The organism is Arthrobacter sp. TmtSoilC79 (assembly GCF_059739405.1).
Genome location: NZ_AP046051.1, coordinates 140906 through 155731 on the forward strand (window position 1 = coordinate 140906; position 14826 = coordinate 155731).

General features: G+C 64.2%; 13 protein-coding genes. 11 read left to right on the forward strand and 2 right to left on the reverse strand.

The window, feature by feature from the left end; genetic code table 11:
• The first annotated feature begins 6 nt into the window (after nt 1-6).
• Complete coding sequence (locus AC6JA3_RS00690; protein ID WP_026541126.1) at nt 7-294, forward strand: MoaD/ThiS family protein; 288 nt, start codon at nt 7-9, stop codon at nt 292-294.
• Nucleotides 295-334: 40 nt separating this feature from the next.
• Here the strand turns inward: AC6JA3_RS00690 and AC6JA3_RS00695 are convergent, their stop codons facing one another.
• Nucleotides 335-571 (reverse strand): hypothetical protein, encoded by a 237-nt coding sequence (locus AC6JA3_RS00695; RefSeq protein WP_026541127.1) that lies wholly within the window; start codon nt 569-571, stop codon nt 335-337.
• 347 nt (nt 572-918) lie between these two features.
• On the opposite strand from AC6JA3_RS00695, the gene AC6JA3_RS00700 reads away from it, so the two are divergent.
• On the forward strand, nt 919-3510 hold the full coding sequence (locus AC6JA3_RS00700; protein ID WP_497919832.1) for an FG-GAP-like repeat-containing protein: 2592 nt from the start codon (nt 919-921) through the stop codon (nt 3508-3510).
• A 209-nt stretch (nt 3511-3719) separates the two neighbouring features.
• On the opposite strand, the gene AC6JA3_RS00705 is transcribed toward AC6JA3_RS00700, so the two are convergent.
• Nucleotides 3720-5057, reverse strand: coding sequence for an MFS transporter (locus AC6JA3_RS00705; protein ID WP_497919833.1), 1338 nt, complete (start codon nt 5055-5057; stop codon nt 3720-3722).
• Nucleotides 5058-5260: 203 nt separating this feature from the next.
• On the opposite strand from AC6JA3_RS00705, the gene AC6JA3_RS00710 reads away from it, so the two are divergent.
• The 9 genes from AC6JA3_RS00710 to AC6JA3_RS00750 all read left to right on the forward strand — a co-directional run bounded on the left by AC6JA3_RS00710 (nt 5261) and on the right by AC6JA3_RS00750 (nt 14820).
• Nucleotides 5261-6031: an IclR family transcriptional regulator gene (locus AC6JA3_RS00710; protein WP_347782339.1), complete on the forward strand. Its 771-nt coding sequence runs from the start codon at nt 5261-5263 to the stop codon at nt 6029-6031.
• A 518-nt stretch (nt 6032-6549) separates the two neighbouring features.
• Nucleotides 6550-7455: a shikimate dehydrogenase gene (locus AC6JA3_RS00715; protein ID WP_497919834.1), complete on the forward strand. Its 906-nt coding sequence runs from the start codon at nt 6550-6552 to the stop codon at nt 7453-7455.
• A complete protein-coding gene (locus tag AC6JA3_RS00720) occupies nt 7455-9326 on the forward strand; it encodes a bifunctional sugar phosphate isomerase/epimerase/4-hydroxyphenylpyruvate dioxygenase family protein (protein WP_497919835.1) in 1872 nt (623 codons plus the stop codon). The genes AC6JA3_RS00715 and AC6JA3_RS00720 overlap by 1 nt, the downstream gene beginning before the upstream one ends.
• Before the next feature lie 53 nt (nt 9327-9379).
• Nucleotides 9380-10249, forward strand: coding sequence for a protocatechuate 3,4-dioxygenase subunit beta (gene pcaH / locus AC6JA3_RS00725; RefSeq protein WP_026547718.1), 870 nt, complete (start codon nt 9380-9382; stop codon nt 10247-10249).
• Between the two features lie 4 nt (nt 10250-10253).
• The gene (gene pcaG, locus AC6JA3_RS00730; RefSeq protein ID WP_026541134.1) at nt 10254-10874 is read left to right on the forward strand and encodes a protocatechuate 3,4-dioxygenase subunit alpha; all 621 of its coding nucleotides are present in this window, start codon (nt 10254-10256) and stop codon (nt 10872-10874) included.
• Nucleotides 10871-12289 carry a class-II fumarase/aspartase family protein gene (locus AC6JA3_RS00735; RefSeq protein WP_026547717.1) on the forward strand — a complete coding sequence of 473 codons (1419 nt, stop codon included), beginning with the start codon at nt 10871-10873 and terminating at the stop codon, nt 12287-12289. Before pcaG ends, AC6JA3_RS00735 begins: the two co-directional genes overlap by 4 nt.
• Complete coding sequence (locus AC6JA3_RS00740) at nt 12282-13085, forward strand: alpha/beta fold hydrolase (protein WP_497919836.1); 804 nt, start codon at nt 12282-12284, stop codon at nt 13083-13085. The genes AC6JA3_RS00735 and AC6JA3_RS00740 overlap by 8 nt, the downstream gene beginning before the upstream one ends.
• Nucleotides 13082-13528 (forward strand): 4-carboxymuconolactone decarboxylase, encoded by a 447-nt coding sequence (gene pcaC, locus AC6JA3_RS00745; RefSeq protein WP_026541137.1) that lies wholly within the window; start codon nt 13082-13084, stop codon nt 13526-13528. Before AC6JA3_RS00740 ends, pcaC begins: the two co-directional genes overlap by 4 nt.
• Nucleotides 13529-13605: 77 nt before the next feature.
• Nucleotides 13606-14820, forward strand: a complete 1215-nt coding sequence (locus AC6JA3_RS00750) for a thiolase family protein (protein WP_026547715.1) — start codon at nt 13606-13608, stop codon at nt 14818-14820.
• The last annotated feature ends 6 nt before the right edge of the window (nt 14821-14826 follow it).

Consider the following 14826-nt stretch of genomic DNA (forward strand, 5'->3'; position numbering starts at 1 on the left):
CCCGTTGTGGCTGACTTTACGGTCCTGCTGCCTGGTGTCCTGCAGCCCCTCGTCGGCGGACAGTCCTATCTGACTGCGTCCGCCGACGGGGCTGTGACCGTTGGACAATTACTTGATGTGGTGACCGGAGATTACCCGGTGCTGGCCAGGCGCTTGCGTGATGAAACCGGGTCCCTCCGCCGTTTCGTGAATATTTACGTGAACGGTGATGAGGTGCGGCGTCTGAAGGGTCTTGATACGGAGGTCGCTGCCGGACAGGAGGTCCTGATTGTCCAGTCCGTGGCCGGCGGCTAAGCAGGATTGACGGCTAAGCGGGATTTGGGGTCAGGCCGGTTCAGGCGACGCGCCAAACACTGCATTCGTCGGTATTGATGGCTTTCCTCAACCCTGAGGCGTGGTCCATGATCCAGACGACGCCGATACCCGGCGCGGTCTCCTGAACCAGTCCGCGGCGGATGACCACGTCATCGTAGGCGGGTCCCACGGACAGGCGGGCTTCGATCTCGTCTCCACGGTGGAGCTGGCTGATCGCGCGTATACGTGTTGTGTGAGTTGTGACTTCCTTCAGCATGGTGGCCTCCTGGGCTGGAGCTTGTGCCTGCACTTGCCGGCTATTCCAGTGTGGCCCGGCATTGTTGCCACGGTATTTCGGGCCGGTTAGGGTCCGGTTAGGATTCCGGGTTGGTTGCATTTCAATCGACCCAGCCCTGCCTTCCCGGCGTGGTGGGGCTGCGGCTGTAGCCTGATCTCGGTTCTTGAGACTCACAGGAGCCACAGGCTCCGTCCCCGGGAGATTCAATGGGTGTTTTGCGGCGATCCATCGCGCTGTCCACAGGCTTGATGGTGTTTGCCACCGGCCTGTTTTTCGTTCAGGCCCCTGCAACAGCCGTTCCTGTCCCAGGCCCGGACAATCCGAACGTGAAGTTCATTGAGGGCACGCCCCACTCGGATCACACGTTCGAAGAGCCGCCGGTGGGCGGCGCACCCAAGGGACAGTCCGACGTCGACTCCCTCCTCAGCAACGGTGCAGCAGCGATTGGCCCGGGCGGTGACATCCGTGTCCGGCTGGTGACGGCAAAACTCGCGGACAACTCCAACACTGTCTCCATGGCTGACGCCGAAAAGACTGTGGCCGCCACCAGTTCCTACTGGCAGGCAATGACAGCGAACAAGCTCTCCATGACGGTCAACAGCAAGGTTGCCGGGCATCAATCCCAAGCGAAATCCACCGACAGCTACAGCACCATCATCTCCACCATCACCAGCGAGCTGAAGTGGTCGGCGAGCCCGTACACGGCGCTGGTGATCTTCATTCCCACCACCACGTTGTCCGGAAACGCGCTCGGCGCCGGCTACAGCAGCGGCAGTTACAGCGGCCGCGTCCTGATGCCGCAGATCAGCAACTTCTCCAATAACGTCATGAGCCATGAGTTCGGCCATGTCATCGGCATGATGCACGCTGATGCGCTGCAGTGCACCAGCGGGGCGTCCGACGTCGGAGTCAACAGCAACGGCCAGTTCACGGACCCGTCCTGCTACATCCGCGAGTACGGCGATACCACCGACATCATGGGCGCTGCGCAATGGAACTCGCCCGTCATCAGCTCCACTTTCTGGGACTACGGCGGACTCGGGCGAGGCGATGAGATCCGCGACACCGGCGTGGCCGCGGGAGTCAAGAGCTACACGCTTAAGCCCTGGGGAGGCACCGAAGCCCAGCGGGCCCTCAAGTTCACGGACCCCGTCAGCAAGGAGGTCTATTACCTGGAACTTCGGCAGCCGGTTGGCTACGACAGTTACCTTTCAGGCGGCAACAAAGGCGTCAAAATTGTCCAGCGCGGCGGTGCCACGATTGCTTCGTCGCTGATCCTCATGCCGGACACCACGCCGTTCAGTGGTTGGTACAGCCAGAACCACGCCTGGCAGGCCGGGAGCACTTTCACCACCTACACAGGTACCAGGGTGACCATCAACTCGGTCAGTTCAACCTCCGCCACGGTCACCATCAATGCGGACACGAAACTCAAGACACGAATGAGCTTCTCCGCCGGAGATTTCGACGGTGACAAGCTGGCCGACGTCCTTTCCCGCGAAGCGGACGGTTCGCTTCTCCTCTACGCAGGCCTCCCCGGGAACCGCCTCGAGGACCCTGTACGGATAGGCTCCGGCTGGGACATCTTCAACGCGGTCCTGGGCACGTCCGATTTCACTGGCGACGGCTTCGCCGACATCCTGGCGCGCAGCAGCGACGGCGCCTTATGGCTCTACCCGGGCAATGGCAAGGGCGGCTTCCTGCCCCGAAGCCAGGCAGGGTATGGCTGGCAGGGCTTTACGCAGTTGGTGGCTCCCGGTGACTTCAACGGCGACGGCCGGGCAGACCTCATTGCCGGCAGTTCCGACGGCCGTCTCTGGCTTTATCCCGGCAACGGTTCGGGTGGATTCCTGGACCAGCGGCAGATCGGCCAAGGCTGGGATGTGTTCACCAGTCTTTCCGCGGCGGGCACTTTCGGTGGCGGCATGGCAGGACTCCTTGCCCGCACGTCGGACGGCGCTCTCTTCGTCTACCCCGGCGACGGCGCGGGCAGCCTCCTGCCGCGTACCGCCGTCGGAACCGGTTGGAACCTGGCCGGTGACATTGTTGGCGGGCAGGAATTTACCGGCGACGGCAAGGCGGATGTCCTTGGCGTTGGTTCCGATATGACGCTTTACCCGGGTGACGGGACCGGCTTTGCCGAGCGGCTGGCGATCGGAAGCGGTTGGAACCAATTCAGCCAGGTGTGGGAAGCCGGTGATTTCGACGGCGACTCCGTGGGCGACATCCTGGCGCGGGGAGCCAACGGCATCCTGTGGCTCTACCCGGGCAACGGGTCGGGCGGCTTCCTGCCGCGCGTACAGGTGGGGACCGGGTGGAACATCTTCACGTCGGTTCTGAGCGTCGGCGACTTCGACGGCGACAGGCACCCGGATCTGGTGGCCCGGGCCTCCGATGGGACGCTGTGGCTCTATCCGACCGATGGGAAGGGGCAGTTCCTGGCCCGCAAACAGATCGGTACGGGCTGGCAAGGATTTACTGAGCTGCTGGCACCGGGCGACTTCTCCGGCGATGGCCGCTCCGACATCCTGGCACGCGCCGCGGACGGAGCCTTGTGGCTCTACCCCGGCAACGGTGCCGGGGGATTCCAGCCGTGGAAGCAGATCGGGACTGGCTGGAACATCTTCAACGCCGTCATGCAGGGCAGCGACTTCAACGGTGACGGCCGGGAAGACGTCCTGGCCCGCGGAACCGACGGCGCACTGTGGCTCTACCCGGGCAATGGCACCGGGGGCTTCCTGACACGGCAGTACCTGGGGTCCGGGTGGAACATGTTCACTTCCTTTGCTGCCCTGGGCAACGCCTTTACGGGGACGGGCGATCCGTCCCTGGTGGGCGTGGCGGGCGATGGAACACTGCTTCTCTACTCCGGAACGGGTTCTGGAAGGTTCAAGCCGGTGGCGTTGGACCCGCGGTAGGTCGTCGTCTGAGTTGTCCATAGGTGAGCCTCAGGCCTGACGCCGGGGAATTGTTGAATAGGGCGACGCAACGTGGAAGTGGGAAGCGCTCCCTCCCGGTTGCCCTGGTTCCTCAGGTTCAAGAAGAGCGAAAAACCCGGAATGCCGTGTGGCATTCCGGGTTTTTTCGCTGCTTCTCCGGTCTCAGCCCAGCGGGGCTGAGTACGGGCTTACGCGTGCTGGGTTTGCTTGGGCAGGCCGAGCTCTGCCGTGGGCGTCTTGGCGGATTCGCGGGCGGTGGAGGCCGAGATGACGGCGATGAGGCAAACTACGGCTGTGAAGATCGAAACTGGGACCCATCCGCCAGGCTTGGTTCCGCCGATCGCGGTGACGATGGTGGGCGCGAAGCCTGCCGCAAGGAAGCCAAGCTGGGTGCCGATGGCCAAGCCGGAGAAGCGGACTTTAGTGCTGAACATCTCGCCGTAGAACGAAGGCCACACGGCGTTGGCTGCCGCGTAGCCCAGTGAGAAGTACGCGATAGCGGCGATGAACATAAGCGGCGTGGAGCCGGATTCGAAGCTCAGGAAGAAGAATGGTGTCATGATGGCGCTCGCCACGGCCCCGTAGATGAACACGGGCTTGCGTCCGATGCGGTCTGCGAGCATGCCGAACAGCGGCTGGGTTCCCAGGGCAACAACGTTGGCCGCAACCACCAGCCACAGAGTGATGGTGCTGTTGACCCCGGCGACATCCTGGGCGTATTTGATGGCGAGGGTGCCGAAAACGGTGCTGACTGCTGCAATGAAAGCGCAGCAGATGACCCGCAGGACGTCCTGCCAGTGGTGCTTCAGCAGGTCTGCGATGGGAAGCTTGGCGATCTGGTTGTTCTTCTGGGCTTCAGCGAAAGCGGGCGGTTCGTGCAGGGTGCGGCGGATGAAGAAGGCCACAAGGACAACCACTGCGCTGAGCCAGAAGGGGATGCGCCAGCCGATTCCGTATTTGATGTCATCCGGCAGCGCCACCACGGGGATGAAGACCAACGCGGCCAAGATCTGGCCTCCCTGGGTTCCAGTGAGGGTCCATGACGTAAAGAAAGATCGGCGGTTGTCTGGAGCGTGTTCCAAGGTCATGGATGACGCGCCAGCTTGTTCACCGGCTGCGGAAAGTCCCTGGCACAACCGGGCGAGCACCAGCAGAGCGGGCGCCCACCAGCCGATTGTTTTGAAATCAGGGAGGCAGCCGATCACGAACGTCGACGCGCCCATCAGGACCAAGGTAAACATGAGGACCTTTTGCCGGCCGATCTTGTCTCCGAAATGACCCAGGAATGCCGCACCGATGGGGCGGGCCAAGTACGCGAAACCAAAGGTGGCAAAAGACATGACAGCCGCATTGGCGTCGGCGGAGGGGAAGAACACGTGGGGGAAGATCAGGGCTGCGGCGGAGCCGAAGATGAAGAAGTCGTAGTACTCCACCGCGCTGCCCAGGAAGCTGGCAAGTGCGGCTTTCCGGGGTGTTCCTGTGGTGGTTTCAGTGCCTGGCGTCGCTGACGGCATTGTTTGGCTCATGGAAGGTTCCTTCTGTGACGACGATGTCGCGGATCTGGCTTCGGTGGGAAGACCAGAGCGAGGTGCGGCCGGATCATCCCTAAAGTAACCACATGGTGAGAGCTACTTGTGCAATATAGCAATAGTGGCTGTGAGTGGGGTCACTTGTCAAGAGATGTCACCACCATCTAGAAATAGCTCTCACTATGTGGGAGCATCGAGTCATGAGTGTGAAAGAAGACACAAAGACCGACATGGTCGGCAAAGCCCTGAGTTTGTTGGTCCTGCTGGGCGACGAGCCGCGCGGCGCCAGCGCGGCGGACCTGGCAAGGAGTGCAGGCCTGCCCTTCAGCACCACCTACCGGCTGCTGGGCTCGCTGACACGGGACGGGTTTGTGGACTACGAGCCCGACGGGCGGCGCTACCACCTGGGCCTGCGCGTGTTCCAGCTGGGGCAGCGGGTTTCCAACCACCACGGCTTCGCGGCTACGGCACTGCCTGTCCTGCAGCGGGTCACGGAGCGGACGCATGAGGCCACCATCCTTTCTGTCCGCGACGGCAACCATCACCTGACGGTCAACAAGGTGGATGGCCCCAAGACGTTCCGCGTCACCAGCGATCCCGGCCATCTCGGTGCCCTGCACACGACGTCCGTGGGCAAGGCCATTGTGGCTTTCGAGGAAGAGGTGGAGCGGAAGCGCCTGCTGGAAGAGCTTCCCCTGGACCCTCTCACGGAACGTTCCATCACCGATCGCGACGCGTTCCGTGAGGAAATCGAGCAGGTCCGCCGCCAGGGTTACGCCGTGATGGACGAGGAGAATGAGGTCGGAATGCGCGCCGTCGCGGTTCCCGTCCTCAACTCCCAGGGGCATGCGTTCGCATCGCTGGCAGTCGCCGTGCCCGTCTTCCGGATGGGCATGGAAGAACTGATCGCGCACGTCCCCACCCTGCAGGAAGCCGCAGCTGAGTTGTCGGCCCGCCTGCCCCAGCGCTAGCCCCCGTTGTGAGGCCTGCTTTGCACGCCAAACACGATGGATACCCAGCAGAGTGGGCCCCGCAACGCACACCCCCGACGTTTGCCAGGCCCGCTTTGCACACCAAACACGCGGGATACCCAGCAGAGCGGGCCCCGCAACGCACAGCCCCTCTCGTTGGGAGGCCCGCTTTGCGCGCCAAGCACGCGGGATACCCAGCAGAGTGGGCCCCGCAACGCATACCCCCTCTCGTTGCGAGGCCTGCTTTGCACACCAAGCACGCGGGATACCCAGCAGAGTGGGCCCCGCAATGCACACCCCTCTCGTTGGGAGGCCCGCTTTGCACACCAAACACGATGGATACCCGGCAGAGCGGGCCCCGCAACGCAGCACCAAACAGAACTCCGCCAGTCAAATGTTCGCGATAAGAACAAGCGTGCGGAATATGAACACTTGTAGTAATCTCAATAACACCCGGACAGGCGGCGCCCTCCAAAAGCGCCAAACGCCCGCGGTGCTGAAGTCAAAGGAGCTTTAGGATGAGCAACCGAGCCGAGTCCGTTCTGGTGGGCCTCATAGGCGAAGGCGTCATGCCCTCGCTCACGCCGCCCATGCATGAACGCGAAGCCGATGTGCAAGGCCTCCGCTTGCTGTACCGCCCCCTGGACCTGCTGGAACTCGCATTGCCGGCCACCGCCGTCGGGGATCTCCTGACCGCAGCGAACCGTATGGGTTACAACGGCCTGAACATCACGCACCCGTGCAAGCAGTTGGTGCTTGAGCATCTCGATGAAATTTCCGACGACGCCCGCCGCCTGGGTGCCGTCAATACAGTCCTGATCCAGGATGGTCGGCTGATCGGCCACAACACCGACTTCTCCGGTTTCGGCTCGGCGCTCGCCGACGGGCTCCCCAAGGCAAAACTGGATCGCGTGGTCCAGCTTGGTGCGGGAGGTGCCGGCTCCGCCGTCGCCTACGCCCTCCTCACAGCCGGCGTCAAAACGCTGGACCTCGTGGATATGGACCCGGTGCGCGCAGCAGAACGCGCTGCCGAACTGGGTGCACTCTTCCCGGAAGCCACCGTGACGCCGCGAAGCACCACCGAGCTGCCGGGGATCATGCCCCTGGCTGACGGATTGGTGCACTGCACCCCGATCGGCATGGCCGCCCACCCCGGTCTGCCTTTGGACATCGAACTCCTGGAGCCGCGGCACTGGGTGGCGGACATCGTCTACCGGCCTATTGAAACGCAGCTGGTCCGCCAGGCCCGCGCCAAGGGATGCGACGTCCTCGACGGCGGCCGCATGGCAGTCGGTCAGGCGGCGGACGCTTTCCAGCTCATCACCGGCCGCAAAGCCGACCGGGACCGGATGCGCGCCCACTTCCTGGAGCTGATCGCGGCGGAAGACGCAGCAACCCCCGAGCTGGCAAAGGCGGGCCACTGATGCGCACCGGAATCGCAACGGTCTGCCTGTCCGGCACGCTGAAAGAGAAAATGCAGGCCTGCGCCATTGCGGGCTTTGACGGCATCGAGATCTTCGAACAGGACCTGGTCACCTCTCCGCACAGCCCGGAGGAAGTACGGAAAATGGCCGCGGATCTTGGCTTGGGCCTTGATCTCTATCAGCCGTTCCGCGATTTCGACGGCGTCACTCCGAACCTGCTGAAGGCCAACCTCAAGCGGGCAGAGGCCAAGTTCAACCTGATGGAACGCCTTGGCATGGACACCATCCTGGTCTGCTCCAACGTCGCCACGGCCACCATCGACCACGACGACCTCCGCGCTGAACAGCTGGCCGAACTCGCCGGATTGGCAGGGGACCACGGCGTCAAGGTTGCCTACGAGGCACTGGCCTGGGGCAAATACGTCAACGACTACGAGCACGCGTACCGCTTGGTGGAGATGGTGGACCACCCCAACCTCGGCACCTGCCTGGACTCGTTCCACATCCTGTCCCGCGATTGGAACACCGCACCGATCGAGGACATCAAAGCGGAGAAGATCTTCTTCGTCCAAGTTGCCGACGCCCCCAAGCTCTCCATGGACGTGCTCTCCTGGAGCCGGCACTACCGGGTTTTCCCCGGGGAGGGCCAGTTCGAACTCGCCAAGTTCATGGGCCACGTGGTCCGCGCAGGTTACGCCGGGCCGGTGTCACTGGAAGTTTTCAACGACGTCTTCCGGCAGTCGGACACCGAGCGCACGGCTGTTGATGCCATGCGCTCCCTGATCTGGCTTGAGGAGCAGAGCGCCACCTGGCTCTCAAGCACCTCCGCGGAAGCGGGAACTGACGCAAAAGCCGCATCCCGCCGTCGTTATCCCATGGAACTTGCCACGCTGCCCAAGGTGAACGAGCCCGCCGGCTTCAACTTCGCCGAGGTCAAAGCGGACGACACCGCGCAGCTGGAGAAGCTCCTGGGCCAGCTCGGATTCGAGTTCGAGGGCCGGCACCGCACCAAGGACGTCCAGCTCTGGACCATGGGCCAGGCCCGCGTGATCATCAACGAACAGGCGGCATCCCATGCGGAACCGGCGATCGCCGCTTTGGGGTTCGACGTCGACTCTCCAGTGATTGCCTCCGCCCGCGCCCAGCAGCTCAAGGCACCCGTGGTTGCCCGCAAGGTCCAGGCCGACGAGGAAGTCTTCCAAGGCATCTCCGCGCCCGATTCCACCGAGATCTTCCTGTGCCAGGGAAGCCCGGACGGCACCGCGGCCTGGACGCACGAGTTCGGCGAAGGGCGGGAACACGCCCCCAGCACGCAGAACGCCGTGATCGACCACGTGAACCTCGCCCAGCCGTGGCAGCACTTTGACGAGGCCGTCCTCTTCTATACCAGCGCCCTTGCCCTGGAACCCCAGCCGTTCGCCGAAGTTCCCAGTCCCAGCGGCCTGGTCCGCTCGCAGGTCATGGAAACCAGCAACGGGGAGGTCAGGCTGGTCCTGAACCTTGCACCGGCCCAGCAGGCACAAACAGCGCGCAAAACGTATCAGGAACACATCGCCTTCGCCGTGGACGACCTCGTGGCCACCGCCCGGTCCGCCCACCAAAGAGGCCTGGAGTTCCTGCAGATTCCGGCCAACTACTACGAGGACCTGGACGCCCGGTTCGATCTCGAACCCGGATTCCTGGCCACCCTCAAGGAGCTGAACCTCCTGTATGACCGGGACGCCAACGGCGAATTCCTCCACTTCTACACCGCCTCAGTGGGCAGTGTGTTCTTCGAAATGCTGGAACGCCGCGGCAACTACGACGGTTACGGGGCGCCCAACGCCCCGGTGCGTCACGCCGTCCAATACGACTCGCTCCACCGGGTGTAAACCCACCGCCGCCCCGCAAGCCAACAGAAACCATCAACCGAAAGGAGCCGGCCGTGCCACACGAACAGACAGCACAGGCGCTCGAATCCGAGGAACTCGTGCCGCCCGCAGAGCCGCAGGCCGCCCACCAAGCCAAAAAGGTGGAAACCCAGGCGGATCTCAGTGCTGAGATCAAGGGCATCGGGGACCGCTATGCCGAGGCACTGAAGAACGGGAAAGGCCCGGAGACCATGCCGCGGCTGGACTACGCGCCGTACCGCAGCAGCATCCTTCGCCACCCCACCAAGAGCCTGCACCACGCGGACCCGGAAACCATTGAGCTCTACTCGCCGGCGTTCGGACACCAGGACGTGCACGCACTGGAGTCGGACCTGACCATCCAGCACAACGGCGAACCGCAGGGTGAACGCATCATCGTCGCGGGCCGGGTCCTCGATGGAGACGGCCGCCCGGTGGCCGGCCAGCTGGTGGAAATCTGGCAGGCGAACGCATCAGGCCGCTACATCCACAAGCGCGACCAGCACCCCGCACCCCTGGACCCGAACTTCACCGGCGTCGGGCGTTGCATCACCGGCGACGACGGCTCCTACAGCTTCACCACCATCAAACCCGGCGCCTACCCGTGGAAGAACCACCTGAACGCCTGGCGTCCGGCCCACATCCACTTCTCCATGTTCGGCTCGGAGTTCACGCAGCGGATCGTCACCCAGATGTACTTCCCGGGTGACCAGCTCTTCCCGCTGGACCCCATCTACCAGTCGATCGTGGACCAGGACGCCCGCGACCGCCTCGTGGCACAGTATGACCACGAGCTCACCAGTCCCGAATGGGCGCTCGGCTACAAGTGGGACATCATCCTGACCGGTTCCAAGCGGACCTGGACAGAAAACGAAGCATACGGCGACGCCGGGGACGAGGAGTAAGCGCATGAGCAAGCTGGCACCCACACCGGGCCAGACCGTAGGCCCTTTCTACGGCTACGCCCTCCCCTTCAACAAGGACAACGAACTCCTGGCACCCGGAAGCCCCGGCAGCATCCGCCTCCAGGGCACCGTGTACGACGGCGCCGGCAACCCCATCCCGGACGCCATCCTGGAAATCTGGCAGCCTGATTCCGAGGGCAACATCGTCCAGCGCACAGGCTCCCTGGTCCGCGACGGCTACACGTTCACCGGATGGGGCCGCGGCTCTGTTGGCAACTCGGGCGTGTACACCTTCACCACGGTCAACCCTGGCCCCACGGCTCCGGGGGCGGCAGCGTTCATCTCCGTTGCCGTGTTCGCCCGCGGCCTCATGAACCGCCTCTTCACCCGCGTCTACCTCCCGGAAGATGAGGAAGCGCTGGCCAACGATTCCCTGCTGAGCTCCCTGGATCCCGAGCGCCGCAAGACGCTCATCGCCCGCCGCGACCCTGACGGCGGCCTCACCTGGGACATCCGCCTGCAGGGTGGCGACGAGACCGTGTTCCTGGACTTCCAGCAGGACGGATCGCTGGATAACAGCGTCGGGAACAACCAGGAAACTGCCGAAACGGAAAACCCGGCATGATCGACGGCGACTTCGGCCTCCTCAGCCCCGTTTCGGCGTCGCCCTCCGTGGTGGCGCTGACGGGCGACCGTGCCATGATCGCGGCAATCCTCGACGTCGAAGCCTCCTGGGCTGCTGTCCTCGAGGAAGCGGGGCTGGCTCCCGCCGGATCCGCCGCCGTGGTGGCCGAAGCCGCCGATCCCGGTTCTTACGACGTTCTTTCGGTAGCGGAGCGCGCCCAAGGCGGCGGAAACCCGGTGATTCCCTTGCTCGGAGACTTGCGGGCCCGGGTCCGGGAGTTGGACACTGCTGGAATCGGCGCCGCCAAAGCTGTGCATACATCGCTGACCAGCCAGGACGTCCTCGACTCCGCCCTCATGCTTCTCGCCAGCCGCACCGTTTCCTCGTTGCTGGCCGAGGTCAAGGGCACGACGACGGCGCTCGCCACCTTGGCGGAACAGCATGCGGACACGCTGTGCGTGGGCAGGAGCCTGACGCAGCATGCCCTGCCCTATACATTCGGGCTCAGGGCGGCGCAGTGGTTCCAAGGCGTCGCCGGCGCGGCCACGCGGTTGGAGTCGCTGAACCTGCCGGTGCAGTTCGGTGGTGCCGGGGGAACGCTGGCTTCGGGTACCAAGCTCACTGCGCGATCCGGCTCAACGCCGTTCGACTTGGCTGATGCGTTGGCTGCCCAGCTGGGCCTTGCGCCCGCTCCCGCTCCTTGGCACAGCAACCGGCTGGCGGTCACGGCCCTCGGCGACGGACTTGCGGCCCTCATCGATTCCTTCGGAAAAATCGCGGCCGACCTGCTGTTCCTGAGCCGTCCCGAAGTTGCCGAACTCGGCGAACCCCTGGCCGCCGGGCGTGGTGTTTCCTCGGCCATGCCGCAGAAGCAGAACCCCGTGCTGTCAGTGCTGATCCGCAGTGCAGCGTTGCAGGCACCCGGTCTCGCATCGCAACTGCACCTCGCCGCAGCAACCTTCAACGATGAGCGCCCAGATGGTGCCTGGCACAGTGAATGGCCGGCACTTCGCCGGCTCTTGGCCTTGACGCTCGGGGCTGCCGGACACGTCCGTGAACTCGTCGAAGGACTGCGGGTCTTCCCCGATGCGATGCGCAGGAACCTGGAGATCTCGGGACCGCTGCTCCTCAGCGAAGGCGTCTCAGCCGCCGTCGCCCCCCTCCTTGGGGAGGACGGGAAGCAGAAGCTGCAGGGCGTCGTCGATGAAACCCTCAAAGCCCCCGCCGCTGAACAGTCCCGGATTTACACCAAACTCCTGCGCGAAACGGTGCCTGTGGACAAGCTCTCCGACGCCGAACTTGATGCACTCCTGAACCCCGCAAGCTACCTGGGCGAGGCCCGGGAAATCAGTCGTCGGATCCTTGCCGCCTACCCGAACTTTGCATCATCATCGAAGGGAGCCGCTCGTGGCTAAACCAATCGTCAAGGCCGTGCTGCTCTCCCCGCAGCGCGGGCTCGGAACCAAACCGCTCCTGGTGGTGGGCCCGTCGTTGGGTACGTCCACGGTTCTTTGGACCGAAACCGCGGCCCTCCTCGGCGACGAGTACGACGTCATCGGTTGGGACCTTCCCGGCCACGGCATTTCGCCGACCACCACAGAAGGTTTCGATGTCGCGGAACTGGCGGAAGCCGTCGTCGATCTCGTTGACTCTGTTTCGCCGGGCGCGTCCTTTCACTATGCGGGTGTTTCGCTCGGTGGGGCCACCGGCCTCCAACTCGCCATCAAGCATGGCCACCGCCTTCGCAGCCTGTCCGTCCAGTGCAGTGGCGCCAAGCTGGGCACGCCCGAAGGCTGGCTGGAGCGCGCCGAAACGGTCCGCAGGTTGGGCACACCCGTGATGATCCAAGGCTCGGCAGAACGCTGGTTCGGTCCCGGTTTCATGGACCGGCAGCCGGAGATCAGCAGCCGCCTCCTGCATGCCCTCCGCGACGCCGACCGCTTCGGTTACGCGTTCTGCTGTGAGGCCCTCGCCGCGTTCGACGTCCGCGAGCAGCTCGGCAGCATCACTGTCCCCACGCAGGTGATCGCCGGCGTCGAGGATTCGGTGGCCCCGCCGTCGATGGCCGAAGCCGTGGTTTCCGGCATCAAAGCCGGCGGCGGTTTGGCCGAGGTGCAAACGCTCGACGGCGTGGGTCACCTGGCGCCCGCCGAGGCACCCGCCGCTGTGGCCGACTTGATGCGCACCTTTATGAAGGAGAACGGACTGTGAGCACTGTGTCCCCGGACAATTTCGAACGGAACGGCGCCGTGCAGCCGGACTCCACCATCCAGGACCTGTACGACGCCGGAATGGTGGTCCGCCGCGAAGTACTGGGCGACGCCCATGTGGACCGGGCCAACGCCGGCAAGGACTCCTTTACCGAGGATTACCAGGACATGATCACCAGGATCGCCTGGGGTGGCATCTGGACGCGGCCCGGCCTGAGCCGGCAAATGCGCTCCGCCGTCACCCTCACAGCACTGGTGGCGCACGGTCACTGGGAAGAGCTCGCCATGCACATCAGGGCAGCCCTCAACAACGGCCTGAGCAGGGACGAGATCAAGGAAATCCTGCTGCAGACCGCCATCTATTGCAGCGTGCCGTCAGCCAACTCCGCGTTCAAGACGGCCCAAAAAGTATTCGCCGAGATCGACGCCAACGAACCCAACTGAGTCGCAGTTAAGCGCGTTTAGCCCCCCAAAACGCGCACTATTGCGACTCAGTTGGGAAAGAGAACGAAGGAAAACCCATGAATCAGGCTTTTGTGTACGACGCCGTGCGCACGCCCTTTGGCAAGTTCGGCTCCGGCCTTGCCGCTGTCCGTCCCGATGACCTTGCTGCCCACGTGGTCCGCGAGTCCGTCAAGCGTGCTCCCGGCCTGGATGTCGAGAGGATCGACGAGGTGGTGTTCGGCAACGCCAACGGTGCCGGCGAAGAAAACCGCAACGTTGCCCGCATGGCCACGCTGCTCGCCGGGCTTCCGGTCTCCATTCCGGGAACCACGGTCAACCGTCTGTGTGGATCTTCCTTGGATGCAGCGATCATCGCTTCGCGCCAGATCAACGCCGGCGACGCCGACCTCATGCTCGTGGGCGGGGCCGAATCCATGTCCCGTGCGCCCTGGGTGTTGCCGAAGACGTCCAAGCCCTACCCGGCCGGTGACATGACACTCGCCTCCACCACGCTCGGTTGGCGTTTGGTGAACCCGGCCATGAACAAGGACTGGACCATCTCCTTGGGCGAAGCCACCGAACGGCTGCGGGAGAAGTACGGAATCACCCGTGAGCGCCAGGATGCTTTTGCGGCTGATTCACATAATCTGGCCGATGCTGCGTGGAACGAAGGCTTCTACGATTCTTTGGTGTCGCAGGTTCCGGGCACTGACCTGGTCCGCGACGAGGGCATCCGAGCAGGTTCATCGGCGGAGAAGCTGGGCGGTTTGAAGACCGTGTTCCGGCCTGAGGCTGACGGGCCCGACGGCGGTACGGTCACCGCCGGGAATGCCTCGCCATTATCCGACGGTGCTTCGGCGGCGTGGATCGGCTCGGAGGCTGCTTCTGGGCTGCTGGGCATGGAGCCCCTGGCCCGCATCGCCGGCCGGGGTGCGCACGGCAACGATCCCCAGTACTTTGGCTTCGCCCCTGTGGAGGCCGCAAACAAGGCCCTCGCGAAGGCGGGCATCGGCTGGGACCAGGTTGGCGCCGTCGAACTTAACGAAGCGTTCGCCGCGCAATCGCTGGCGTGCGTTGACGCGTGGGGGATCGATCCCGCGATCGTGAACCAGCACGGCGGTGCGATCGCGATGGGTCACCCGCTCGGTGCCTCCGGTACCCGCATCCTGGGTACGCTCGCCCGTTCGCTGCAGGCGTCCGGGCAGCGTTGGGGCGTCGCGGCGATCTGCATCGGCGTGGGCCAAGGCCTGGCCGTGGTGCTCGAAAACGTCACTGCCGGCGCGTCGGCATAAGAAGGG